This is a genomic window from Pseudomonas sp. RL (assembly GCF_000647775.1).
GTDB classification, from domain to species: domain Bacteria; phylum Pseudomonadota; class Gammaproteobacteria; order Pseudomonadales; family Pseudomonadaceae; genus Serpens; species Serpens flexibilis.
Map to the genome: position 1 here is coordinate 42,848 of NZ_JBOY01000010.1, position 22,825 is coordinate 65,672.

Here is a 22,825-nt window from a genome sequence, read left to right on the forward strand (position 1 = left end):
AGCTGGGCTGGTGTGGAATAGCCAAACCCCGGAAACGACAAAGCCCCGCATCTGCAGGGCTTTGTGTATTGAAAGTGGCGGTGAGGGTGGGATTCGAACCCACGATACGGTTTCCCGTATACACACTTTCCAGGCGTGCTCCTTCAACCGCTCGGACACCTCACCGGATCTCGATCGAGGCGTTCACCCCGTCGAGGCCCGCTAATCTAGTCGAGTGTTTTTCCAAAAGCAAATTTTATTTTTCATTTTCTTCATTTTTTTCATGCGCTTAGGGTTCCATCCGAACACTGGGGCTGGCGAGACGGGTGGAACGGCGTCCCGCATGACCCACCGGTCGGTCACCGTGCTTTACCTGACCGCCGCGGCTGGTTAACGTCAGCGCCACTGCCAACAAGGAACCCGCCATGAGTGAGCTGATCTCCTACGAATTCGCCGACGGCATCGCCACCCTCACCCTGAACAACGGCAAGGTGAATGCGATTTCCCCGGCCATGGTTGCCGCCTTCAATGCCGCGCTGGATCGCGCCGAGCAGGATCGCGCGGTGGTCATCTTCACCGGCCAGCCGGGCATTCTTTCGGGCGGCTACGACCTCAAGGTCATGACCTCCAGTCCGCAGAACGCCCTGGATCTGGTCGCCTCCGGCTCGACTCTGGCGCGCCGCATGCTGGCCCACCCCTACCCGATCATCGCCGCCTGCCCGGGCCACGCGGTGGCCAAGGGCGCCTTCCTGCTGCTGTCCTCGGACTACCGCATCGGCGTCAAGGGGCCGTTCAATATCGGGCTCAACGAAGTGCAGATCGGCATGACCATGCACCATGTGGGCATCGAGCTGTCCCGCGACCGGCTGAGCAAGGCGGCCTTCCAGCGCTCGGTGATCAATGGCGAGATGTTCGATCCGCAGGGCGCCCTGGACGCGGGTTTCCTGGATCGCGTGGTCGAGCCGGAGGCGCTGATGGCTACCGCCCGCGAGGTAGCCGGCCAGTTACTGAAGATCAACATGAAGGCCCACCGCCAGACCAAGCTGAAGGTACGCAAGGACCTGCTGGAAACCCTCGACAAGGCCATCGAACTGGACAAGCAGTACGGCTTCTGAACCCAAGCAGGGGCCGGTCGACGGCCCCTGCTCTTCGCCTTTCGCCTGATTTGCCCGGCTCAATGGACATCCGTACACTGAGCCGCCCGAATCGCCACGAGCCTGTCCATGTTGTCTGCTCTGCGCCTGTTCCTGCTGTGCGCCTACTCCGCCCTGGCCAGTCTGACTGGCCTGTTCCTGTGTCTCCTGCATCCCTTCAACCCGGAGAATACGCGGCGCTGCGCCCGTCTGTTCGCGCTGCCCAGCCAGCGTTTCCTGGGCATCCGGGTGGATGCCGATATCGAGGAACTGAACAAGCCTGATCAGGCCTGCGTGATCGTCGCCAACCATCAGTCCAACTACGACCTGTTCGTACTGGGCGGCGTAGTGCCGCCGCGCACGGTGAGCCTTGGCAAGAAGAGCCTGAAGTGGATTCCGCTGTTCGGCCAGCTCTACTGGCTGGCCGGCAACGTGCTGCTCGACCGCGGCAACGCCATCCGCGCCAAGCAGGCCATGCTGACCACCACCGAAGCCCTGCGCGACCGGCAAGTATCCATCTGGGTATTCCCGGAAGGCACCCGCAACGCCGGGACCGAGCTGCTGCCCTTCAAGAAGGGCGCGTTCCAGATGGCGATTGCCGCCGGCGCCCCCATCGTGCCGGTGTGCGTCAGCCGTTATACCGAGCTGCTGGACCTGAACCGGCCGGAAAGCGTGCGGGTGAAGGTACGCGCGCTGCCAGCCATCGCCACCACCGGACTGACGCTCGACGACATGCCGGCGCTGATGGAGCGCTGCCGTGCACGCATGAGCACGGTGATCGATGAACTGAGCGCCGAGACGGCGGCTGCACTCCCCTCAGCCGCCGGCCACTGACCTCGCCGCTCAAGCCGGCTGCGGGTCCCGGCCCTGGGCGACGAAGCGCAGCATCCACTCGCCCACCGCCTTGCCGTGGTGGGACTCCTGCAGACTGCCCAGCGCCTGTTGATACAGGACCTCGCCAAGCATGTCCTGGCGAGCATCGAGCAGCGCCTTCGAATAATCGACGACGAATTCCGGGTGGCCCTGGAAGCAGAGCACGCGGTCGTCGATGCGGAAGGCCGCGACCGGGCAGAACTCGCTGGAGGCCAGGACAGTGGCGTTCTCCGGCAGACGGGTGACCTGGTCGCGGTGGCTGATCAGCAGGGACAGGTCTTCCAGCGCCGGCTGCATCCAGGGCTCGCGATTCTCCAGGCGGTACTGGTGCAGCCCGACCCCCCAGCCCTGCTGCGCACGTTCGGTCTGGCCGCCCAGCAGCAGCGCCAGCAGCTGATGGCCGAAGCAGATGCCCAGCAGCTTGTCGCCCTTTTCATAACGCTTGAGCAGGTAGTCCTTGAGGGTCTGGATCCAGGGGTCGGTGCCGAAGGAGTCGGCCTTGCTGCCGGTGACCAGGTAGGCGTCGTAGTGCCGATCCTCGGGCGGGTACTGGCCGTCCACGACGTTGAAGGTCTCGAACTCGGCCTCGATGGGCTGGTCCGTGAACAACTGCTTGAACATGTGGCCGTAGCCGATAAAGGTGTCCGCCAGCTCCGGACGCAGGTGATCGGTTTCGAGGATGCAGATACGCAGGGGCATGAGGGGTTACTCGAAAGACAGTGCGGTGCGCCCTCTTTCTACCAGATGCCCCAGGCCCGCCGCCACTCCTGGCGACGGGCCCCGCGCACTAGAACTGCCCGCCTGTGGCCGCCTTGTCCAGCAGCAGGGACGGCGGCGCGAACCGCTCGCCGTGTCGCTCCGCCAGCTCGCGGGCACGGGCGACGAACCGCGCCACGCCGTACTGGTTGATGAACTGCAGCGCCCCGCCGCTCCAGGCGGCGAAGCCGATGCCGAACACCGAGCCGATATTGGCGTCGGCGACCGAGGTCAGCACGCCTTCCTCCAGGCACCGAACCGTCTCGATGGCCTGGATGAACAGCAGACGGTCGCGAACCTCCTGCGCCTCCGGCTGCTGCGCGGACTCGGCGAAGGCCTCCTTGAGGCCGGGCCACAGCTGTTTCTTGCCCCCGGCGGGATAGTCATAGAAGCCGCCGCCGGCAGCCTTGCCGGGGCGCTGGTGGCACTCCAGCATCGCATCGATCACGACAAAGGCCGGGTGCTCGGGGATCGACTTGCCCTCCTCGGCGAGATCGGCGCGGGTCTGCGCGCGAATATGCGCCATCAGGCTCAGCGAGACCTCGTCCGAGACCGCCAGCGGCCCAACCGGCATGCCGGCCTGGCGCGCCTGGTTCTCGATCATCGCCGCGCTGACGCCCTCGCCCAGCATGGCCAACCCCTCGTTGGTATAGGTGCCGAACACCCGCGAGGTGAAGAAGCCACGGCTGTCGTTGACCACGATGGGCGTCTTGCGGATCTGCTGCACGAAGTCGAAGGCGCGGGCCAGCGTCTCGTCGCTGGTCTGCTCGCCACGGATGATCTCCACCAGCGGCATCTTGTCCACCGGACTGAAGAAGTGCAGGCCGACAAACCTTTCCGGATGCTGCACCGCCCGGGCCAGCCCGGTGATCGGCAGGGTCGAGGTGTTCGAGGCGATTACCGCATCGGGCAGCGCGGCGGCTTCGGCCGCGGCGGTCACCCGGCCTTTCAGCTCGCGGTTCTCGAACACCGCCTCGATGACCAGGTCGCAGCCGGCGAAGTCCGCTTCGTCATTAGTGGTGCGAATGCGCGCCAGGAAAGCCTCGCGCTCGTCCGCCGTCAGGTGGCCACGACTCAGCTTCTTGTCGAGCAGGCCGGCGGAGTATGCCTTGCCCTTCTCCGCCGCCTCGACGGACACATCCTTGAGCACCACCTCGACCCCGGCGGCCGCGCTCACGTACGCGATCCCGGCGCCCATCATGCCGGCGCCCAGCACACCGACCTTGCCCACCTGACGGCGCTCTGGCGCGGACGGCCGGGACCGGCCGGCATTGATCTCGTTGAGCTGGAACCAGAAGGTGCCGATCATGTTCTTGGCCACCTGCCCGGTGGCCAGCTCGGTGAAGTAGCGGGTTTCGATCAGCTCGGCGGTGGCAAAGTCCACCTGGGCGCCTTCCACGGCGGCGCAGAGGATCTTCTCCGGCGCCGGGAAACAGCCCTTGGTCTTGTCCTGCAGCATGGCCGGGGCGATCGCCAGCATCTGCGCCACGCCCGGGTGGCTCGGGGTTCCGCCGGGCAGCTTGTAGCCCTTGGCGTCCCAGGGCTGCGTGGCCTCGGGGTTGGCGAGGATCCAGGCGCGGGCCTGGGACAGCAGCGCCTCGCGACTGCCCACCACTTCATGCAGCAGGCCGGCTTTCAGCGCCTCGCGGGGGCGCAGCTTCTTGCCTTCCAGCAGGAACGGCAGGGCCTTTTCGATGCCCAGCAGGCGCACCGTACGTACGATGCCGCCGCCGCCCGGCAGCAGACCCAGGGTGACCTCCGGCAGGCCGAGCTGCACGTCCGGCGCGTCCAGGGCGATACGGTGCTGGCAGGCCAGGCAGATTTCCCAGCCGCCGCCCAGGGCGGAACCGTTGATCGCGGCGACCACCGGCTTGCCGAGGGTTTCCAGGCGGCGCAGCTGCTGCTTGAGCAGTTGCACCATGCGGAAGAAGGGTTCGGCATCGGCACGGGTAACCGCGACCAGCTCGTTGAGGTCGCCGCCGGCAAAGAAGGTCTTCTTCGCCGAGGTGAGAATGACGCCGGCGATCTGCTCACGCTCGGCTTCCAGGCGCTCAAGGGTCTCGGCCATCGCGGCGCGGTAGGTGGCGTTCATGGTGTTGGCGCTCTGCCCGGGCATGTCCAGGGTCAGCAGGACGATGCCGTCGGCGCCGGCTTCGTAGCGAATGGCTTGGCTCATGGCGTTCTCCCTGCTCAGACCCGTTCGATGATGGTGGCGATGCCCATGCCGCCACCCACGCAGAGCGTGGCCAGCCCGTAGCGCAGCTGGCGGCGCTCCAGCTCATCGAGCAGCGTGGCGAGAATGATGCAGCCCGTGGCGCCCAGCGGGTGGCCCATGGCGATGGCGCCGCCGTTGACGTTGACCTTCTCCTCCGGTACGCGCAGTTCTTTCATGAACTTGAGCACCACAGAGGCGAACGCCTCGTTGACCTCAAACAGGTCGATATCGTCGATGGAGAGCCCGGACTTGGCCAGTGCCTTGCGGGTGGCCGGCGCCGGGCCGGTGAGCATGATGGTCGGGTCGCTGCCGGTCACCGCCGTGGCGATGATGCGGCCGCGCGGCGCCAGCCCCAGCTGGCGCCCCTTGGCTTCGCTGCCGACCAGCATGAGCGCGGCGCCGTCTACGATGCCCGAGCTGTTGCCCGGCGTGTGCACATGGTTGATGCGCTCCACCTGGCTGTACTTGCGCAGCGCGGTGGCATCGAAGCCCATCTGCCCCATCATTTCGAAGCTGGGCTTGAGTTTGCCCAGCCCTTCCAGGCTGGTATCGGGGCGGATGAACTCGTCGTGATCGAGTAGCACCAGGCCATTCTGGTCGGTGACCGGCACCAGCGTGCGCTCGAAAAGGTTGTCGCGCCGCGCCTGTGCCGCCTTCTGCTGGGAGCGCAGGGCAAAGGCATCGACATCCTCGCGACTGAAGCCTTCCAGGGTGGCGATCAGGTCGGCGCCAATGCCCTGGGGCACGAACTGACACGCGAGGTTGGTGGCCGGGTCCAGCGCCCAGGCGCCGCCATCGGAGCCCATCGGTATCCGCGACATGGACTCCACGCCACCCGCCACCACCAGGTCCTCGAAGCCGGAACGCACCTTCATGGCCGCCATATTGACCGCCTCCAGACCCGAGGCGCAGAAACGGTTGAGCTGCACGCCGGCGACCCGCTCGTCCCAGCCGGCGACCAGCGCGGCGGTCTTGGCGATGTCGGCGCCCTGGTCGCCAACCGGCGTCACGCAGCCGAGCAGGATGTCGTCCACCTGGGCGGTGTCCAGGTCGTTGCGTGCTCGCAGGCTGCGCAGCAGTCCGGCGGCCAGGTCCACCGGCTTGACGCTGTACAGCGCGCCGTCCGGCTTGCCCTTGCCGCGCGGCGTACGCACCGCGTCGAAAATCCAGGCATCGGTCATAGGTTGTCTCTCTTGTTGTAGGTGCCGGCGATGCGGCGCTCGTCCTACCTTAGCCGCGGCGAGCCGTTGGGCAATGACCAATGCGCTCAGCCGGGTTGACGGCAGTGCTCAGATGAATGGCGGCTTGCAGCGCAGCGTCTGGAACGCCCTTCCTGCCTGCGGCAAGGCGGGTGTACGCCAACCGGCAGAACCCCGTAGAAGTCCGGCGAGTCGAAGCGAGGGTGCCAACAACAAGAATCGAGGCCCCGATCATGCGCAAATCGTCGAAGAAACTGCGCGATGCCGGATTCATCCTGGCCGGCGTCACCCTGGTGCTGGTGCTGCCCAATCTGCCGCGTCTGTTCAGTTGAGGCGCAGGGCCGGCAGCAACCAGGCCAGCAGCACGGGCAACAGCAGCAGCGCCAGCAGCGTGGAACAGAGCACCAGGCTGGCCACCTCCTCCGGCGAACGGTTGGCGCGCAGCGCGAACAGGTAGTTGAACACCCCGACCGGCATGGCCGCCTGCAGGACCAGCACCCCGAGGGTCAGGGCCGGCACGCCCAACGCGGTGCCGACCAGCCAGGCCAGCAGCGCACCGCTGCCCACCCGCAAGCCCCCCAGCACCAGGCCCTGGGCCAGGTGGCGCACGCGAATGGTGGCCAGCGAGACACCGAGGGTCAGCAGCATCAACGGAATGGTCATGCCGCCCAGCAGGTCCAGGCTGTTCTGCAGCCAGCGCGGCAGCTGCAGCTCCAGAAACACCACCGGCAAGGCCAGCGCGACGCTGAGCAGGGTGGGATTGAGCAAGGCCTTTTTCAGGGAACGCTCGCCCGAGAACAGCTCACCCAGGCTGAACTGACTGACGCTGAGCACGATGAAGAAGGCCACCGCCAGCGCCAGCCCCGGCTCGCCAAAGGCATACAGACAAATGGGCAAGCCGAGGTTTCCAGTGTTGGAGAACAGGAAGGCAGGCACCAGGATGCGCCAGTCCTTGCGCAGCAGGCGACTGATCAGCCAACCCGTGGCGCCCATCAGCAGGGTCACCAGCACGCAAGCAAACACCATCTCCAGGAAGGCATCGGGTTCGATACGCGTGCGGGTAAGCGCGGAGAGCACCAGCGCGGGCGTACCAATGCGCAGGGTGAGCTGAGCAATGAAGGAGGAGGGAAACTCCTGGCCACTGCGGGCCCAGCCGTAGCCGATACCCGCCGTGATCAGCACCGGAGCCAGAATGGCGAACAGTTCGGCCAGCATGACGACACCCGCGAAAAAACCGCGCGATGCTATCACGCCGCGGGAGTATGCTGGCAGGGACATCAGTAGCCGGAGGTTCCCATGCGCTCATGGTTTCTCGCTGCCACCCTGCTCGCCGGCGGCCCTGCAGTGGCCGGCCCCATCGATCACTCTGCCGCAGTGGCGGCCATGGCCGGGCCAAGCGCCGTGCTGATCGATGTGCGCACCAGCCAGGAATTCGCCGCGGGTGCGCTGCCAGGGGCGCAGCACATTCCGCATTTCCGCATTGCCGAGGGCATTGCCGCCGTAGCGCCCGACAAGGACACACCCATCGTGCTCTACTGCCGCAGCGGGCGGCGCTCGTCCCTGGCGCAGGAGCGCCTGCTCGAGATGGGCTACCGCCACGTGATCAATGCCGGCGGCTACCAGGACTTTGGCGTGCGGCTCGCCGAACGCTGAGTCCAGCGCGTACAAACGAAACGGGGCGCCCTGCGGCGCCCCGTTTCGTTGTCATCACCCCTTCACTGGAACAGCGCCTCGCTCGACAGGCCGTTCTTTTCGAGGATTTCCCGCAGACGTTTTAGCGCCTCCACCTGGATCTGCCGAACCCGCTCACGGGTCAGGCCGATTTCCTGCCCAACCTCCTCCAACGTGCTGCTTTCATGGCCGCGCAGGCCGAAGCGGCGGATCACCACTTCACGCTGCTTCTCGGTCAGGTCCGACAGCCAGGCATCGATGCTCTGGGACAGGTCATCGTCCTGAAGCAGCTCGCACGGGTCGGAGGGACGGTCGTCAGTCAGGGTATCGAGCAGGGTCTTGTCGGAATCCGGCCCCAGCGACACGTCCACGGACGTCACCCGCTCGTTGAGGCCCAGCATGCGCTTGACCTCGGAGACCGGGCGCTCCAGCAGGTTGGCGATGTCTTCGGCGGATGGTTCGTGGTCGAGTTTCTGCGTCAGCTCGCGGGCGGCCCGCAGGTAGACGTTGAGCTCCTTGACGACGTGGATCGGCAGGCGAATCGTTCGGGTCTGGTTCATGATGGCCCGTTCGATGGTCTGGCGAATCCACCAGGTGGCGTAGGTGGAGAAGCGGAACCCGCGTTCGGGATCGAACTTCTCCACCGCACGGATGAGACCGAGGTTCCCCTCCTCGATCAGATCGAGCAGCGACAGGCCTCGATTGACGTAGCGACGGGCGATCTTGACCACCAGGCGCAGGTTGCTTTCGATCATGCGCTTGCGCCCGGCTGGGTCGCCCCGCTGGGCCAGCCGCGCGAAGTAGACCTCTTCTTCGGGAGTCAGAAGAGGTGAGAAACCGATTTCATTGAGATAGAGCTGCGTGGCATCGAGTGCCCGACTATAGTCGATGTGCTTGTGCTGCCTGGCTGAAGATGTCGCCGGTTTGATCCTGGCGCTGACGAAGGACTTCTCGTTCTCCTCGACTTCATCGAGAACAAGGGCCGGCTCCAGCAGGAGCACTTCGTCGTCGACATCAAACTCAGGCGCTTCTTTTTTGAGTGCCATTGTTATTGTCCCTTACTGAGTTCGACAACAGCTCAGATGCACTTTCCCTAGTACACCAGAGCCCATCCGCTCGCGGGATGGGCTGCGGATCAACGCCGCGGTAGATACTGCAGTGGATCGACAGGTTTGCCCTGACGGCGAATCTCGAAGTGGAGCTTCACCCGGTCAGTACCCGTCGAGCCCATTTCCGCAATGGTCTGCCCGGCTTTGACCTGCTGTCCCTCCCGCACCAACAGCCTACGGTTGTGGCCGTAGGCGCTCACATACACATCGTCATGCTTGATGATCAACAGCTCGCCGTAGCCCCGCAAACCACTCCCGGCGTACACCACCATGCCATCCGATGCGGCGAAAACAGGCTGTCCCAATTCCCCGGCGATATCAATGCCTTTATTCAAACTACCGTTTGGAGCAAAGCGCCCAACCATAGTTCCCGCCGTTGGCCATGTCCAGGCGGTTGCTGACCGACTCGCCGGGGGGCGTGACGGCGTCGGCGGCACGCTGGGCCGGGCAACCGCAGCGGGACTGGGTTTGGATACCGGCGGAGGGCTGGGCGGGGGCGACGGCTTGGTAACCGGCTGCACAGGAGCACGGGGGCGTGGCGCCGCGCTTGCCGTCTGTCGGGAAGTTTCGCCCTTGAGAGGACCGTCAAAGCGAATGTAATCACCCGGGCGCAACAGATAGGGCGCACCGATGCCGTTGTGAACGGCGAGCGTCTTCCAGTCCCAGCCGAAGCGGAAGGCGATCGAGTAGAGCGTGTCACCCGGGCGAACCAGATAGCGACCGCGACGCAAGGGTTCGCGCATGTAGGCGCTCTGGTTGCGGTCGATGACCTGCACCCCGCCAGGGGGAGACGAGGCGCAACCGCCCAGCAGCCCGGCGACCAGCACGGCGCCGCCGATCAGCAGTCCGAGGTAGCCTGGCTTCGCTCGCTTCAAGCCGACCTCCTGCGCTTCATCAGTCCGCCAGGCCCGGACGGACAGGGGCGGTACGGCGGCCCAGCCATTCGATGCCCAGCACCAGCACGATGGCCAGCACAGCCAACGACAGGGCGAGCAGCACCTGGGGATCCTGGCCGCTGAGGGCGGCGTAACGCTCCGGCAACAGGTTTTCCTGCAGCAAAGGGTAGGACTCACCCCGGCTGTTGGTCTGCCAGGTCAGCGTCTGCTTCCAGGGCCAGACCTTGCCGAGGGAACCGAGGATGATGCCGGCCAGGAAGGCCAGGGTCAGGTCGCGGACGCGTTCCAGCAGCCAGCTGAGCAGGCGGGAAAAGCTCATCAGGCCCAGCAGGCAACCCAGCGCAAAGACCGCCAGCACCGGCAGGTCGAAGCTCTTGAGCGCGCCGAGCACCGCTGGGTAAAGCCCCAGCAGCACCAGGATGAAACTGCCCGAGATGCCCGGCAGGATCATCGCGCAGATAGCCAGGGCACCGGCGAAGAACAGGGTCACGGGATCAGCGGTCAGCTGCAGCGGCGCCGCCAGGGTGATCCAGATGGCGAAGGCAGTGCCTGCGACCAGCCCCAGCAGCCGGTCCCAGCGCCAGAGGGACACTTCGCGCCCCACCAGCCAGACCGAAACCATCACCAGTCCGAAGAAGAACGACCACAGCGGTATGGGGTGATGCTCCATCAGGTAGCTGATGCCCTTGGCCAGGCTGAAGATACTGGTGGCAATGCCCAGCAGCAGAACCAGCAGGAAGCTGGCATCGCAGGCCTGCCAGGCCTGGCCGATGCGACCGCGCACGAACAGCCCCAGTGCCTGGGGCGTGGCGGCCAGTGCGGCCAGCAGCCGGTCGTAGATGCCGGTGATCAGCGCCATGGTGCCGCCGGAAAAGCCGGGTACCACGTCCACGGCGCCCATGGCCATTCCCTTGATGTACAACAGAAACGCGTCTTTCATGTGTCGTCCATGCAAATCAGGCCAGCGGCCCGCTGAGAAGGGGCACGAAGCGGACCGGGTCGAGCACCTGGCGGACAAAGCCCTGCTCCTCCCGGGTGATCAGCAGAAGCTGTTGATCATGACCATTGCCGCCCACCGGAATCACCAGTCGGCCACCCGGTGCCAACTGATCCAGCAGGGCCTGCGGCACCTGCGAGGCTGCCGCGGTGACCAGGATGCCGTTGTACGGCGCCAGCGCATGCCAGCCTTCCCAGCCATCGCCCCAGCGAAAGACCACGTTGCGCAATTCCAGTTCTTGCAAGCGGTCCTTGGCGCGGTCCTGCAGCGCCTGGATGCGCTCCACGGAGAATACCCGTTCCACCAGCTGGGCCAGTACCGCCGTCTGGTAGCCGGAGCCGGTGCCGATCTCCAGCACCTTGTCCAGCGGGCCAGCGGCCAGCAGCAGCTCGGTCATGCGCCCGACGATATAGGGCTGGGAAATGGTCTGGTTATGGCCGATCGGCAGCGCGGTGTCCTCGTAGGCGCGATGCGCCAGGGCCTCGTCGACGAACAGGTGGCGCGGCGTGCGACGAATCACTTCCAGCACCCGTGCATCGGACAGGCCTTCTTCGTACAGGCGCTGGATCAGACGTTCCCGCGTGCGCTGCGAAGTCATCCCGATGCCGCGATGGGAGAGGCGTGGCTCGCGGTTGATCACAACAAATCCTCCAGCCAGGTATCGAGCCCCTTGAAGGCCTCATGAAAGGTGCGGTCCAGCTGCAACGGCGTGACCGAAACATAACCCTGCATCACCGCGTGGAAATCGGTGCCCGGACCGCCGTCTTCCGCGTCGCCGGCCACCGAGATCCAGTAGCCTTCCTTGCCACGCGGGTTGACCACCTTCACCGGCGGCGCAGCGCAGGCGCGGTGCCCCAGACGGGTCAGGCGGATGCCCCGGATATGCCCCAGCGGCAGGTTCGGGATGTTCACACTGAGCACCGTGCGCGGCGGCAGATCAAGCCGGTGATGATTGGCGACCAGGGTGCGCGCGATATGCGCCGCGCTCGGCAGGTTGTCCGGGCTACGCGACAGCAGGGAAAAGGCGAAGGCGGGCTTGCCGGTGAAACGACCCTCGATGGCGGCCGCCACCGTGCCGGAGTAAAGCACATCGTCCCCGAGGTTGGCGCCCAGGTTGATGCCGGACACCACCAGGTCAGGCTTGTCCTCGAGCAGGCCGTTGAGGCCCAGGTGCACGCAGTCGGTGGGCGTGCCGTCCACGCCGATAAAACCGTTGGGCATGCGCTGCGGGTGCAGAGGACGGTCGAGCGTCAGCGAACTGCTGGCGCCGCTCATGTCGCGCATCGGCGCGACCACCGTACAGTCGGCATAGCCGGCCAGGGCATCGTGCAGCGCGACCAGGCCCGGCGCATGCACCCCGTCGTCGTTGGCAATCAGAATACGCATGAAGAATCCGTCGGCCCCGCCGGGACCAGCTCGAGCAGCTCGCGCACCACAGCGGTGGCGAAGCAGCCGGACGGCAGGACGAAGCTCAGTTGCAGAATGTCAGGGGCCGGATAATGCCACGCCAGGCCGGCGATGGGGAGGCGCAGGATACGCCGCTCCTGCGCCATGGCCGCCTGTTGCAGCCAGGCGCAGAGCTCGCTTTCGCGCGCCGCCAACTCCTGCTCCAGCTTTCCGGTCGCGCCCGCGGCGGGCGTCTCCCCCTCACCCCACAGCGGACCGGTGGGATGCAGGTCCAGGATGGCCAGGCGCGGATCGCTGCACTCCGCCTCGCCGGCGGGAAAGAAGCTGCGGCTGTCGGTGAAGGCCAGCAGATCACCCACCTGCGCGCGGTTCCAGGTCCCGTTGGCAACCCGCGCGGCCAGTGCCCGGTTGAACAGATAACTGCGCGCCGCAGACAGCAGCCGCGAGCGCAGGTTGCGCTGCACCGGAAGCTCCTGCCGGGCGGCGAACTCGCGCGCCTGCGCGACATTGCCGCCGTCGAAGCCGAAACGCTGCAAGCCGAAGTAATTCGGCACACCCTCGGCCTGGATGCGCAGCAGGCGCTGCTCCAGTGCCTCGCGGTCAGCCTGCAGGTGGGTCAGGCGCAGGGTGAAGCCGTTGGCGGCATGGGCACCGCGCTGCAGTTTGCGGCTGTGACGGACCTGCTTGAGCAGGCGCAGGCTGTCGTCCTCGGCGGCGCTCAGATCGGGATCGGTCTTGCCCGGCAGGTGCAGGCTGAACCACTGGCGCGTCAGCGCCTGGCGGTCCTTGAGGCCGGCATAGCTGACGGCCTTGATCGGCAGGCGCGCGGCCTTGGCGATGCGCCGCGCGGCATCCTCGGTATTCAGATTGCGCTTCTCGACCCACAGCCAGAGGTGCTCGCCGCTGCCGCTGAGCGGGATGTCCAGCACTTCGTCGACCTGGAAGTCCTCGGCGGTTTCCTTCAGCAGCGCGCTGCCGCAGGGCTCACCATGGGCGCGAGGCCCGAGCAGATCGGTCTCGGTCATAGCGGCAGCAGCAGGGCCACCGCATGCACGGCGATACCTTCCTCACGGCCGGTGAAACCGAGCTTCTCGGTGGTGGTCGCCTTGACGTTCACCTGATCCAGCTCCACCTGCAGATCCTCGGCGATGCGTTCGCGCATGACCTGGATATGCGGCGCCATCTTGGGCGCCTGGGCGATGATGGTGGCATCCACGTTGCCGACCTGCCAGCCCTTCTCGCGCACCAGCTTGACCACATGGCGCAGCAACACGCGGCTGTCGGCGCCCTTGAAGGTCGGGTCGGTATCCGGGAAGTGCTTGCCGATGTCGCCCAGGGCGACCGCACCGAGTAGCGCGTCGCTCAGCGCGTGCAGCACGACATCGCCATCGGAATGGGCAACCAGCCCGAACTTGTGGGGAATCCGCACTCCGCCAAGGGTGATGAAATCGCCCTCGCCGAAGCGGTGAACGTCGTAGCCGTGGCCGATACGCATGAAGAAACGCCCTGGAGAAAAACAGGGCGTGATTCTACCCGACTCGGCTATCAGGCGCTCGGCTGCGCCAGGTGTTGGGCGTGATAGCGCAGGTGGTCCTCGATGAAACTGGCCACGAAGTAATAACTGTGGTCGTAACCGGGCTGGCGACGCAGCGTCAGGGGGTAGCCGCTGGTCTCGGCGCTGGCCCTGAGCACCTCGGGCTTGAGCTGCAGATCAACAAATTCGTCATCCTCCCCCTGGTCCACCAGGATGGGCAGACGCTCGCAGTCCTTGCCGCGGGTGGCGGCGATCAGCGCGCAGGCGTCCCAGGGCTTCCAGGTTGCGTGATCGTCTCCCAGCAGGTGGGTGAAGGCCTTCTCCCCCCAGGGGCTGCTGATCGGATTGCCAATGGGCGCAAAGGCCGAGACCGAGCGGTAGCGTCCGGGGTTGCGCAGCGCACAGACCATCGCACCATGACCGCCCATGGAGTGGCCACTGATGGCGCGCAGCTCCGATACCGGGAACTCGGCCTCGATCAGCGCGGGCAGCTCCCGCACCACGTAGTCGTGCATGCGGTAATGCTGAGCCCAGGGGTGTTGGGTCGCATCCACATAGAAGCCGGCACCCAGGCCGAAGTCCCAGGCGCCCTCCGGATCATCGGGCACACCGGGGCCGCGCGGGCTGGTGTCGGGCGTCACCAGCACCAGGCCGAGCTCCGCCGCCAGCCGCTGCGCACCGGCCTTGTGCATGAAGTTCTCGTCCGTGCAGGTCAGGCCGGACAGCCAGTACACCACCGGCAACTTCGCACCCCGCACGGCCTGGGGCGGCAGGTAGATGCCGAATACCATCTCGCAGTCGAGGGTGCGGGAACGATGGCGGTATCGCTTGTTCCAGCCACCGAAGCACTTGTTGCTGGAAAGGAGTTCAAGGGTCATGCCGATGCCTCGTGCAGTCGAGGTGGAGGCGGCGCCTGGCGGCGACGGCTCCACGCCCACGAATCAGAAGTGAATGACGGTACGAATGCTCTTGCCTTCGTGCATCAGCTCGAAAGCCTCATTGATCTTGTCCAGCGGCAGGTTGTGGGTAATGAAGGTGTCCAGCGGGATCTCGCCGCGCTGCGCCTTTTCCACATAGCCGGGCAGTTCGGTACGGCCCTTGACGCCGCCGAACGCCGAACCGCGCCAGACCCGGCCAGTGACCAGCTGGAACGGACGGGTGCTGATTTCCGCGCCCGCCGGGGCCACGCCGATGATGGTGGACTCCCCCCAGCCCTTGTGGCAGCACTCCAGCGCGGCGCGCATCAGTTGCACATTGCCGACACATTCGAAGCTGTAGTCGACACCACCGTCGGTCATCTCGACCACCACGTTCTGGATCGGCTTGTCGTAGTCCTGGGGATTGACGCAGTCGGTGGCGCCCAGCTCGCGGGCGATGGCGAACTTGGCGGGGTTGATGTCGATGGCGATGATGCGGCTGGCCTTGGCCATCTTGGCGCCGATGATCGCCGCCAGGCCGATGCCGCCCAGCCCGAAGATGGCCACCGTGGCACCCTCCTCGACCTTGGCGGTGTTGAGCACCGCGCCAATACCAGTGGTCACGCCACAGCCCAGTAGGCAGACCTTTTCCAGGGGGGCTTCCTTGGGGATCTTCGCCACCGAGACCTCGGGCAGCACGGTGTACTCCGAGAAGGTCGAGCAGCCCATGTAGTGGTAGACCGGCTGGCCCTGGTAGCTGAAACGCGTGGTGCCATCGGGCATCAGGCCCTTGCCTTGCGTCTCGCGCACCGCGCTGCACAGGTTGGTCTTGCCGGACGTGCAGAACTTGCAAGCCCCGCATTCGGCGGTATAGAGCGGAATCACATGATCACCGACTGCCACCGAGGTGACACCCTCGCCCACCGCTTCCACGATGCCTCCCCCTTCGTGACCTAGAATGCAGGGGAACACGCCTTCGGAGTCCTGCCCCGAAAGCGTGTAGGCATCGGTGTGGCAGACCCCGGTGGCGACGATGCGCACCAGCACTTCGCCGGCGCGGGGTGGCTCCACATCCACTTCAACGATCTGCAGGGGCTGATTGGCGGCGAAGGCAACCGCGGCGCGTGAGCGGATGGTCATGAGCATGCTCCAGAGGCGTTTATGGCGTTAGAGCATATCAGCCTTCCGAGACGCCCCGGGGAAACCTGGCTCTTCGGCCCGCTGAACATGAAAGGAGACCCCCATGCTCATTCAGGTTCACAGCAACCACAGCATCGACGTCAGCCAGGGTCTGGAGGACCGCGTGCGCGCTTCGCTGGAAAGCACGCTGAACCGCTTCGACAACTACCTGACCCGCCTGCAGGTGCATCTGCACGACGAGAACGGCGGCAAGGGCGGCGCCCAGGACAAGCGCTGCCAGATCGAGGCACGACTGAAGAATCATGATCCGTTGTCGGTGACCCACAAGGCCGACTCCCTCGAACTGGCCATCACGGGGGCCACCACCAAGCTGGGCAACGCGCTGGACCATCTGATCGGCAAGCATCAACTGTGAATCTTTCTTGACCTCAAAGGAGATGCGTCATGGCTGCGTTGCTCACCCGCGAATCCCTTCGCCAATTGCTGACCGAAAGCGCCACCCCCTGCCTTTCCCTCTACCAGCCGACCCACCGCACCTTCCCCGAACGGGAACAGGACCCGATCCGCTTCAAGGCCCTGATCCGCCAGCTGGAGAGCATGCTGCGCGAGCGCAAGGATGTCAGCGAACCGCTCATCGAGGATCTGCTCAAGCCCTTGCGCACCCTGGCCCAGGCCCAGGAATTCTGGAACCACAGTCTGGACGGACTGGCCGCCTTCAGTGCACCCGGTCATTTCCAGGTGTTTCACCTGCAACGCCGCGTTCCCGAACTGGCGGTGGTCAATGATCGCCCCAGCATTCGCCCACTGGTGCGCATCGTGCAATCGGCCGACCGCTACCAGATCCTCTGCCTGACCCTGGAGCGGGTGCGCCTGTATGAAGGCAACCGCGATGGCATCAGCCGCGTACCGCTGGCCGAAGGCGTCCCGGAAACGCTGGAAGCGGCACTGGGCAGCGAGCTGACCGAGAAAGGCCAGAGCGGACTGCCCCAGGGTTACGGTCGCGCCAGCGAGCGAGCCGGCTCGATGCACGCCGAAAGCGGCGGTTCCGGCAAGCAGGACGAGATCAACAGCGATCGCGAGCGCTTCTTCCGCCTGTTGGACAAGGCCATCCTGGAACATCACAGCCGCCCCACCGAGCTGCCACTGCTGCTGGCCGCGCTACCGGATAACCAGGCGATGTTCCGCGCGCTCAGCCGCAACGAGTTCCTGCTGCCGGAAGGCATACCGCTGGACCCCGGCCTGCTCAATGACCAGCAATTGCGGGACAAGAGCTGGCAGGTGATGCAGCCGCGCTACCTGAAGCGCCTGGAGGGCTTGGTGGGGCAGTTCCAGGCATTGGCCAACCGGGGGCAGTCCAGCGACCAGCTCAACCTGATCGCCCAGGCCACCCGTGAAGGGCGGGTATCCACCCTGCTGGTGGAAGCCGATCGCAAGATCCCCGGCCACGCCGACCAGAGCGCCGGCCAGGCGCTGGAGGTGGACAGCGAGCAGAGCAACTGCGCGGACCTGCTCGAGGAACTGGCCAGCTGGACGATCCAACAGGGGGGTGAGGTCGTGGTGGTGCCGCAGGAACGCATGCCGACCCGCAGCGGGGCGGCGGCGATCTACCGGTATTAGCCACCGCACACGGCCGATGTCGCTGGCGTAGGGTGGGCAACGCTTTGCTTGTCCACCACCGGTCTGCACCTTTCGGTGGGTAATCGCTGCGCGAGTTACCCACCCTACGGGGCTGGCCATGTCGCGTTGGCCACCCTGGTGCCAACGCCGTGCCGGCGGTCGGAACAGCGCCGAGCGCCCTACGCTCGCCTCATCGGCCCCAGCGCTGGGCCAGCCACTGCAGGTCTTCGGGGCGGGTGACCTTGAGGTTGTCGGCGCGCCCTTCCACCAGGCGCGGCGCCAGTCCGGCCCATTCCATGGCCGAAGCCTCGTCGGTGACTGCGACACCAGCCACCCGGGCATCGGCCAGTGCGTGCTGCAGCGGCGCCAGGCGGAACATCTGCGGCGTGTAGGCCTGCCAGATCACCGAGCGGTCGACGGTTTCCCGCACCCGCCCGTCCGGGCCGGCGCGCTTGAGCGTGTCGCGCGCGGGTACCGCCAGCAGGCCGCCCACCGGGTCGTCGGCCAACACCGCCAACAGGTTGTCCAGGTCGCTGCGCGCCAGGTTGGGCCGCGCGGCGTCATGCACCAGCACCCAGTCGTCCTCCCCGGCGCCCAGCTCGACCAGCCGAAGCAGGGCATTGAACACCGAATCAGCGCGCTCGCTGCCGCCCGGCGCGCGGTGAATGCGCAGATCCCGGGCGCAGGACAGCTGCGGCCAGAACGGATCATCCTCGGCCAGGCTGACCACCACACCCTTGAGGCCGGGATGGTCGAGAAAGCAGGCCAGGGTATGTTCGAGGATCGTGCGGCCGGCCAGCGCCAGGTATTGCTTGGGACGGTCGGCGCGCATGCGGCTGCCGATGCCGGCGGCGGGAATCACGGCCCAGAAGGCCGGCAGGGAGTCAGACATCATTCCGTCAACTGAAAGAGGGTTTCGCCCTCTTTGACCATGCCCAGTTCATGTCGCGCCCGCTCTTCCACGGTTTCCATGCCCTGCTTGAGCTCCCTGACCTCGGCTTCGAGGATGCGATTGCGTTCCAGCAGGCGGGCGTTCTCGCTGCGCTGGGCCTCGATCTGCCGGTTCATGTCGCGAATCTGCGCCACGCCGCCATCGCCCAGCCACAAGCGGTACTGCAGGCCGGCCAGCAGCAGAAGCAGTACAGCAAAAAGCAGGTAGAAAGGTCTCAACATGAATCGGCCCAGCCAGAGTGAGGGGCTAAGGTAATGCGTGCATGCCCGGACGGCTAGGCCCGCCCCCACAAAAGCGGCGACCGGCAAAGACCTGTAGGAGCGACTTCAGTCGCGAGCTTTTGGGGCGACCGGCTAGGGGCGACCGGCTAGGCGCGGCCGGCCAGGCTAGACCTCGCACAAAGCATCGCGGCTGAAGCCGCTCCTACAAAGATCCACGCCCACACATACAAAAAGGGCAGCCTGCGCTGCCCTTTTTCACCGTCGGCGATCAGCCACGGAACTCGGCGCGGCCCTTGTACGGAGCCTTGCCGCCCAACTGCTCTTCGATACGCAGCAGCTGGTTGTACTTGGACACACGGTCGGAACGGCACAGGGAACCGGTCTTGATCTGACCGGCGGCAGTGCCCACGGCCAGGTCGGCGATGGTGCTGTCCTCGGTCTCACCGGAACGGTGCGAGATCACCGCGGTGAAGCCGGCGGCCTTGGCCATCTGGATGGCTTCCAGGGTCTCGGTCAGCGAGCCGATCTGGTTGAACTTGATCAGGATCGAGTTGCCGATCTTCTCTTCGATGCCGCGCTTGAGGATCTTGGTGTTGGTGACGAACAGGTCGTCGCCGACCAGTTGCACCTTGGCGCCGATCTTGTCGGTCAGCACCTTCCAGCCGGCCCAGTCGGATTCGTCCATGCCGTCTTCGATGGAGATGATCGGGTAGCGCTGGGTCAGGCCGGCCAGGTAGTCGGCGAAGCCTTCGGCGCTGAACACCTTGCCTTCACCGGCCAGGTCGTACTGGCCATCCTTGTAGAACTCGGACGACGCGCAGTCCAGGGCCAGGGTGATGTCGGTGCCCAGCTTGTAGCCGGCGTTGGCCACGGCTTCGGCGATGGCGGCCAGGGCATCTTCGTTGGAGGCCAGGTTCGGCGCAAAGCCACCTTCGTCGCCGACGGCGGTGTTCAGGCCACGGGCCTTCAGCACGGCTTTCAGGTGATGGAAGATCTCGGCGCCCATGCGCAGCGCGTCGGCGAAGGTCTTGGCGCCTACCGGCTGGACCATGAATTCCTGGATGTCGACGTTGTTGTCGGCATGCTCGCCGCCGTTGATGATGTTCATCATCGGCACCGGCATGGAATAGACGCCGGGGGTGCCGTTCAGGTCGGCGATATGCGCGTACAGCGGAATGCCCTTGGCCTTGGCAGCGGCCTTGGCGGCGGCCAGGGAGACCGCCAGGATGGCGTTGGCGCCCAGCTTGGCCTTGTTCTCGGTACCGTCCAGCTCGATCATTGCGCGGTCCAGGGCCTTCTGGTCGGCCGGGTCCTTGCCCAGCAGCAGGTCACGGATCGGCCCATTGACGTTGGCCACGGCCTTCAGCACGCCCTTGCCCAAGTAACGGCTCTTGTCGCCATCGCGCAGCTCGAGCGCTTCGCGCGAACCGGTGGAGGCGCCGGACGGGGCGCACGCGCTGCCCACGATACCATTGTCGAGAATCACGTCGGCTTCCACGGTCGGGTTACCGCGGGAGTCCAGGACTTCGCGGCCCTTGATGTCGACGATTTTTGCCATGCTTGCTAACACTCCAGTGAAAGGGGCTTGGGCGAGCGCCTCAAGCGGTCTCGATAGCGGGGAATTGCTTGATCAGGTCGTCCAGCTGCTTGAGCTGGGTGAGGAAGGCTTCCAGCTTGTTCAGGCGCAGAGCACAGGGACCGTCGCACTTGGCGTTGTCCGGGTCCGGATGGGCTTCCAGGAACAGGCCGGCCAGGCCTTGCGACAGACCGGCCTTGGCCAGGTCGGTGACCTGGGCGCGGCGGCCGCCGGCGGAGTCGGCGCGACCACCCGGCATTTGCAGCGCGTGGGTCACGTCGAAGAACACCGGGTACTCGAACTGCTTCATGATGCCGAAGCCGAGCATGTCCACGACCAGGTTGTTATAGCCGAAGCTGGAGCCGCGCTCGCAGAGGATCAGCTGATCGTTACCGGCCTCCTCGCACTTGCGCAGGATGTGCTTCATCTCCTGCGGGGCGAGGAACTGGGCCTTCTTGATATTGATCACCGCGCCGGTCTTGGCCATGGCCACCACCAGGTCGGTCTGGCGCGACAGGAAGGCCGGCAGCTGGATGATGTCGCACACCTCGGCCACCGGGGCGGCCTGGTAGGGTTCGTGCACATCGGTGAGTACCGGCACGCCGAATGTCTTCTTCACTTCCTCGAAGATCTTCATGCCCTCTTCCAGGCCCGGGCCGCGGAAGGAGGTGATCGAGGAGCGGTTGGCCTTGTCGAAGCTGGCCTTGAACACGTAGGGAATGCCGAGCTTCTCGGTCACCCGCACGTACTCCTCGCAGGCCTGCATCGCCAGGTCGCGGGACTCCAGCACGTTGATGCCGCCGAACAGCACGAACGGCTTGTCGTTGGCGATCTCGATGTTACCGACGCGGATGATCTTCTGGGTCATGCCTTGTTCGCCTTGTATTCCAGCGCGGCGTTCACGAAGCCACTGAACAGCGGGTGGCCGTCACGCGGGGTGGAGGTGAATTCCGGGTGGAACTGGCAGGCCACGAACCACGGATGGTTCGGTGCTTCCACCACTTCGACCAGCGCGCCGTCCATCGAGCGGCCGGAGACCTTCAGGCCGGCCTGGGTCAGCTGCGGCAGCAGGTTGTTGTTCACTTCGTAGCGGTGGCGGTGACGCTCTTCGATCACCTCGGCGCCATAGGCCTGGGCCACCTTCGAGCCGGCTTCCAGACGGCATTCCTGCGCGCCCAGGCGCATGGTGCCGCCCAGATCGGAGGCGTCGGTACGGGTTTCCACGGCGCCGGTCGCGTCCTGCCATTCGGTGATCAGGCCGACCACCGGGTGCTGGCTGGACTTGTCGAATTCGGTGGAGTTGGCGTCGCTCCAGCCCAGCACGTTGCGGGCGTATTCGATGACCGCCACCTGCATGCCCAGGCAGATACCCAGGTAGGGGATCTTGTTTTCGCGGGCGTACTGCACGGTCTTGATCTTGCCTTCCACGCCGCGCAGACCGAAGCCACCAGGAACCAGGATGGCGTCGACGCCTTCCAGCAGGCCGGTGCCCTGGTTCTCGATGTCTTCGGAATCGATGTAGCGCAGATTGACCTTGGTGCGGCTCTGGATGCCGGCGTGGTTCAGCGCCTCGATCAGCGACTTGTAGGCGTCCAGCAGCTCCATGTACTTGCCGACCATGGCGATGGTGACGTCCTTCTCAGGATGCAGCTTGGCGTCGACCACGCGCTCCCATTCGGACAGGTCGGCGCTGTCGCACTCCAGACCGAAGCGCTCGAGCACGTAGTCGTCCAGGCCCTGGGCATGCAGGATGCCGGGGATGCGATAGATGGTGTCGGCGTCCGGCAGGCTGATCACCGCGCGCTCTTCCACGTTGGTGAACAGGGCGATCTTGCGGCGCGAGGAGACGTCGATGGGCTGTTCGGAGCGGCAGACAAGCACGTCCGGCTGCAGGCCAATGGAGCGCAGCTCCTTGACGGAATGCTGGGTCGGCTTGGTCTTGGTCTCGCCGGCGGTGGCGATGTACGGCACCAGGGTCAGGTGCATCAGCATGGCGCGCTTGGCGCCCACTTCCACGCGCAACTGGCGGATCGCTTCCAGGAACGGCTGGGATTCGATGTCACCCACTGTGCCGCCGATTTCCACCAGGGCCACGTCGGCGTCGCCGGCGCCCTTGATCACCCGGCGCTTGATCTCGTCGGTGATGTGCGGAATCACCTGGATGGTGGCGCCCAGATAGTCACCCCGGCGCTCCTTGCGCAGCACGTCGGCGTAGACGCGGCCGGTGGTGAAGTTGTTGTTCTGGGTCATCCGGGTGCGGATGAAGCGCTCGTAGTGGCCCAGGTCCAGGTCGGTCTCGGCGCCGTCGTGGGTGACGAAGACCTCACCGTGCTGGAACGGGCTCATGGTGCCCGGGTCCACGTTGATGTAGGGGTCCAGCTTCAGCATGGTGACCTTCAGGCCCCGCGCCTCCAGGATGGCCGCCAATGAAGCCGAGGCGATGCCTTTCCCCAATGAAGAAACAACACCACCCGTGACGAAGATGTAGCGCGTCATGAAAAACCCTAGAAGTCTGCGTTAGTAAGCGGCCGGCGCCGCGGGGTAAGCGAAGGAGCGATTGCGCAATGCGACAATAGCCAGCTACCACGGGTTCCGGAGGAAGCCGCAGAAGCTGTAATAAGACGGGAGCGCAG

23 protein-coding genes and 1 tRNA gene are annotated in these 22,825 nt (G+C 65.6%); 5 read left to right on the forward strand and 19 right to left on the reverse strand.

All coding sequences use genetic code 11. The features are described from left to right. Window positions 1-75: 75 nt before the first annotated feature. Window positions 76-165, reverse strand: a tRNA-Ser gene (locus AS93_RS0102845). Between the two features lie 239 nt (window positions 166-404). Here AS93_RS0102845 and AS93_RS0102855 point away from each other — a divergent pair. Both AS93_RS0102855 and AS93_RS0102860 read left to right on the forward strand, forming a co-directional pair. Then, window positions 405-1,094, forward strand: a complete 690-nt coding sequence (locus AS93_RS0102855) for a crotonase/enoyl-CoA hydratase family protein (protein ID WP_027589181.1) — start codon at window positions 405-407, stop codon at window positions 1,092-1,094. Window positions 1,095-1,202: 108 nt separating this feature from the next. Then, window positions 1,203-1,946, forward strand: coding sequence for a 1-acylglycerol-3-phosphate O-acyltransferase (locus AS93_RS0102860; protein ID WP_027589182.1), 744 nt, complete (start codon window positions 1,203-1,205; stop codon window positions 1,944-1,946). A 9-nt stretch (window positions 1,947-1,955) separates the two neighbouring features. Here AS93_RS0102860 and AS93_RS0102865 read toward each other — a convergent pair whose 3' ends face one another. From AS93_RS0102865 to AS93_RS0102885, 4 genes are all read right to left on the reverse strand, one after another. Next, window positions 1,956-2,684, reverse strand: coding sequence for an amidotransferase (locus AS93_RS0102865; RefSeq protein ID WP_027589183.1), 729 nt, complete (start codon window positions 2,682-2,684; stop codon window positions 1,956-1,958). An 88-nt stretch (window positions 2,685-2,772) separates the two neighbouring features. After that, window positions 2,773-4,917 (reverse strand): 3-hydroxyacyl-CoA dehydrogenase NAD-binding domain-containing protein, encoded by a 2,145-nt coding sequence (locus tag AS93_RS0102870; protein WP_027589184.1) that lies wholly within the window; start codon window positions 4,915-4,917, stop codon window positions 2,773-2,775. Between the two features lie 14 nt (window positions 4,918-4,931). Further along, complete coding sequence (locus tag AS93_RS0102875) at window positions 4,932-6,137, reverse strand: acetyl-CoA C-acetyltransferase (RefSeq protein WP_027589185.1); 1,206 nt, start codon at window positions 6,135-6,137, stop codon at window positions 4,932-4,934. A 342-nt stretch (window positions 6,138-6,479) separates the two neighbouring features. Next, window positions 6,480-7,370 carry an AEC family transporter gene (locus AS93_RS0102885; protein ID WP_027589186.1) on the reverse strand — a complete coding sequence of 297 codons (891 nt, stop codon included), beginning with the start codon at window positions 7,368-7,370 and terminating at the stop codon, window positions 6,480-6,482. Window positions 7,371-7,451: 81 nt separating this feature from the next. Between AS93_RS0102885 and AS93_RS0102890 the strand changes: the two genes are divergently transcribed. Then, window positions 7,452-7,808 (forward strand): rhodanese-like domain-containing protein, encoded by a 357-nt coding sequence (locus AS93_RS0102890; RefSeq protein ID WP_027589187.1) that lies wholly within the window; start codon window positions 7,452-7,454, stop codon window positions 7,806-7,808. 62 nt (window positions 7,809-7,870) lie between these two features. On the opposite strand, the gene rpoS is transcribed toward AS93_RS0102890, so the two are convergent. The 9 genes from rpoS to AS93_RS0102935 form a co-directional block, all read right to left on the reverse strand. Next, a complete protein-coding gene (gene rpoS / locus AS93_RS0102895) occupies window positions 7,871-8,872 on the reverse strand; it encodes an RNA polymerase sigma factor RpoS (RefSeq protein WP_027589188.1) in 1,002 nt (333 codons plus the stop codon). An 89-nt stretch (window positions 8,873-8,961) separates the two neighbouring features. Further along, window positions 8,962-9,780 (reverse strand): peptidoglycan DD-metalloendopeptidase family protein, encoded by an 819-nt coding sequence (locus AS93_RS0102900; RefSeq protein ID WP_039606384.1) that lies wholly within the window; start codon window positions 9,778-9,780, stop codon window positions 8,962-8,964. Window positions 9,781-9,829: 49 nt separating this feature from the next. Further along, complete coding sequence (locus tag AS93_RS0102905) at window positions 9,830-10,771, reverse strand: DUF368 domain-containing protein (protein WP_027589190.1); 942 nt, start codon at window positions 10,769-10,771, stop codon at window positions 9,830-9,832. Between the two features lie 16 nt (window positions 10,772-10,787). Then, window positions 10,788-11,426 carry a protein-L-isoaspartate(D-aspartate) O-methyltransferase gene (locus AS93_RS0102910; protein ID WP_051587318.1) on the reverse strand — a complete coding sequence of 213 codons (639 nt, stop codon included), beginning with the start codon at window positions 11,424-11,426 and terminating at the stop codon, window positions 10,788-10,790. Window positions 11,427-11,464: 38 nt separating this feature from the next. Further along, window positions 11,465-12,214, reverse strand: a complete 750-nt coding sequence (gene surE / locus AS93_RS0102915) for a 5'/3'-nucleotidase SurE (RefSeq protein WP_027589192.1) — start codon at window positions 12,212-12,214, stop codon at window positions 11,465-11,467. Next, complete coding sequence (gene truD, locus AS93_RS0102920; RefSeq protein WP_027589193.1) at window positions 12,202-13,260, reverse strand: tRNA pseudouridine(13) synthase TruD; 1,059 nt, start codon at window positions 13,258-13,260, stop codon at window positions 12,202-12,204. The genes surE and truD overlap by 13 nt, the downstream gene beginning before the upstream one ends. After that, window positions 13,257-13,730, reverse strand: a complete 474-nt coding sequence (ispF, locus tag AS93_RS0102925) for a 2-C-methyl-D-erythritol 2,4-cyclodiphosphate synthase (protein WP_027589194.1) — start codon at window positions 13,728-13,730, stop codon at window positions 13,257-13,259. The genes truD and ispF overlap by 4 nt, the downstream gene beginning before the upstream one ends. Window positions 13,731-13,780: 50 nt before the next feature. Further along, complete coding sequence (gene fghA, locus AS93_RS0102930; RefSeq protein WP_027589195.1) at window positions 13,781-14,647, reverse strand: S-formylglutathione hydrolase; 867 nt, start codon at window positions 14,645-14,647, stop codon at window positions 13,781-13,783. Window positions 14,648-14,710: 63 nt separating this feature from the next. Then, entirely contained in the window at window positions 14,711-15,826 is a 1,116-nt protein-coding gene (locus AS93_RS0102935) for an S-(hydroxymethyl)glutathione dehydrogenase/class III alcohol dehydrogenase (protein ID WP_027589196.1), read from the reverse strand. 103 nt (window positions 15,827-15,929) lie between these two features. Between AS93_RS0102935 and AS93_RS0102940 the strand changes: the two genes are divergently transcribed. Together AS93_RS0102940 and AS93_RS0102945 are read left to right on the forward strand one after the other, a co-directional pair. Further along, window positions 15,930-16,241 (forward strand): HPF/RaiA family ribosome-associated protein, encoded by a 312-nt coding sequence (locus AS93_RS0102940; protein ID WP_027589197.1) that lies wholly within the window; start codon window positions 15,930-15,932, stop codon window positions 16,239-16,241. A 29-nt stretch (window positions 16,242-16,270) separates the two neighbouring features. Then, a complete protein-coding gene (locus tag AS93_RS0102945) occupies window positions 16,271-17,443 on the forward strand; it encodes a hypothetical protein (protein ID WP_027589198.1) in 1,173 nt (390 codons plus the stop codon). A 190-nt stretch (window positions 17,444-17,633) separates the two neighbouring features. Here AS93_RS0102945 and ispD read toward each other — a convergent pair whose 3' ends face one another. The 5 genes from ispD to AS93_RS0102970 all read right to left on the reverse strand — a co-directional run bounded on the left by ispD (window position 17,634) and on the right by AS93_RS0102970 (window position 22,688). Next, the gene (gene ispD, locus AS93_RS0102950) at window positions 17,634-18,338 is read right to left on the reverse strand and encodes a 2-C-methyl-D-erythritol 4-phosphate cytidylyltransferase (protein WP_037008440.1); all 705 of its coding nucleotides are present in this window, start codon (window positions 18,336-18,338) and stop codon (window positions 17,634-17,636) included. Next, entirely contained in the window at window positions 18,335-18,616 is a 282-nt protein-coding gene (ftsB, locus tag AS93_RS0102955) for a cell division protein FtsB (RefSeq protein WP_027589200.1), read from the reverse strand. Before ftsB ends, ispD begins: the two co-directional genes overlap by 4 nt. Window positions 18,617-18,884: 268 nt before the next feature. Then, window positions 18,885-20,174 carry a phosphopyruvate hydratase gene (eno, locus tag AS93_RS0102960; protein ID WP_027589201.1) on the reverse strand — a complete coding sequence of 430 codons (1,290 nt, stop codon included), beginning with the start codon at window positions 20,172-20,174 and terminating at the stop codon, window positions 18,885-18,887. A gap of 40 nt (window positions 20,175-20,214) precedes the next feature. Further along, window positions 20,215-21,060 (reverse strand): 3-deoxy-8-phosphooctulonate synthase, encoded by an 846-nt coding sequence (gene kdsA, locus AS93_RS0102965; RefSeq protein ID WP_027589202.1) that lies wholly within the window; start codon window positions 21,058-21,060, stop codon window positions 20,215-20,217. Beyond that, window positions 21,057-22,688, reverse strand: coding sequence for a CTP synthase (locus tag AS93_RS0102970; RefSeq protein ID WP_027589203.1), 1,632 nt, complete (start codon window positions 22,686-22,688; stop codon window positions 21,057-21,059). The genes kdsA and AS93_RS0102970 overlap by 4 nt, the downstream gene beginning before the upstream one ends. Window positions 22,689-22,825: the final 137 nt, after the last annotated feature.

What these genes read in the sequence shown, in the direction of transcription:
- AS93_RS0102855 (WP_027589181.1), top strand. Translation starts at nt 405, where the DNA reads ATGAGTGAGCTGATCTCCTACGAATTCGCCGACGGCATCGCCACCCTC.
- AS93_RS0102860 (WP_027589182.1), top strand. Translation starts at nt 1,203, where the DNA reads ATGTTGTCTGCTCTGCGCCTGTTCCTGCTGTGCGCCTACTCCGCCCTG.
- AS93_RS0102865 (WP_027589183.1), bottom strand. Translation starts at nt 2,684, where the DNA reads ATGCCCCTGCGTATCTGCATCCTCGAAACCGATCACCTGCGTCCGGAG.
- AS93_RS0102870 (WP_027589184.1), bottom strand. Translation starts at nt 4,917, where the DNA reads ATGAGCCAAGCCATTCGCTACGAAGCCGGCGCCGACGGCATCGTCCTG.
- AS93_RS0102875 (WP_027589185.1), bottom strand. Translation starts at nt 6,137, where the DNA reads ATGACCGATGCCTGGATTTTCGACGCGGTGCGTACGCCGCGCGGCAAG.
- AS93_RS0102885 (WP_027589186.1), bottom strand. Translation starts at nt 7,370, where the DNA reads ATGCTGGCCGAACTGTTCGCCATTCTGGCTCCGGTGCTGATCACGGCG.
- AS93_RS0102890 (WP_027589187.1), top strand. Translation starts at nt 7,452, where the DNA reads ATGCGCTCATGGTTTCTCGCTGCCACCCTGCTCGCCGGCGGCCCTGCA.
- rpoS (WP_027589188.1), bottom strand. Translation starts at nt 8,872, where the DNA reads ATGGCACTCAAAAAAGAAGCGCCTGAGTTTGATGTCGACGACGAAGTG.
- AS93_RS0102905 (WP_027589190.1), bottom strand. Translation starts at nt 10,771, where the DNA reads ATGAAAGACGCGTTTCTGTTGTACATCAAGGGAATGGCCATGGGCGCC.
- AS93_RS0102910 (WP_051587318.1), bottom strand. Translation starts at nt 11,426, where the DNA reads ATGACTTCGCAGCGCACGCGGGAACGTCTGATCCAGCGCCTGTACGAA.
- surE (WP_027589192.1), bottom strand. Translation starts at nt 12,214, where the DNA reads ATGCGTATTCTGATTGCCAACGACGACGGGGTGCATGCGCCGGGCCTG.
- truD (WP_027589193.1), bottom strand. Translation starts at nt 13,260, where the DNA reads ATGACCGAGACCGATCTGCTCGGGCCTCGCGCCCATGGTGAGCCCTGC.
- ispF (WP_027589194.1), bottom strand. Translation starts at nt 13,730, where the DNA reads ATGCGTATCGGCCACGGCTACGACGTTCACCGCTTCGGCGAGGGCGAT.
- fghA (WP_027589195.1), bottom strand. Translation starts at nt 14,647, where the DNA reads ATGACCCTTGAACTCCTTTCCAGCAACAAGTGCTTCGGTGGCTGGAAC.
- AS93_RS0102935 (WP_027589196.1), bottom strand. Translation starts at nt 15,826, where the DNA reads ATGACCATCCGCTCACGCGCCGCGGTTGCCTTCGCCGCCAATCAGCCC.
- AS93_RS0102940 (WP_027589197.1), top strand. Translation starts at nt 15,930, where the DNA reads ATGCTCATTCAGGTTCACAGCAACCACAGCATCGACGTCAGCCAGGGT.
- AS93_RS0102945 (WP_027589198.1), top strand. Translation starts at nt 16,271, where the DNA reads ATGGCTGCGTTGCTCACCCGCGAATCCCTTCGCCAATTGCTGACCGAA.
- ispD (WP_037008440.1), bottom strand. Translation starts at nt 18,338, where the DNA reads ATGATGTCTGACTCCCTGCCGGCCTTCTGGGCCGTGATTCCCGCCGCC.
- ftsB (WP_027589200.1), bottom strand. Translation starts at nt 18,616, where the DNA reads ATGTTGAGACCTTTCTACCTGCTTTTTGCTGTACTGCTTCTGCTGCTG.
- eno (WP_027589201.1), bottom strand. Translation starts at nt 20,174, where the DNA reads ATGGCAAAAATCGTCGACATCAAGGGCCGCGAAGTCCTGGACTCCCGC.
- kdsA (WP_027589202.1), bottom strand. Translation starts at nt 21,060, where the DNA reads ATGACCCAGAAGATCATCCGCGTCGGTAACATCGAGATCGCCAACGAC.
- AS93_RS0102970 (WP_027589203.1), bottom strand. Translation starts at nt 22,688, where the DNA reads ATGACGCGCTACATCTTCGTCACGGGTGGTGTTGTTTCTTCATTGGGG.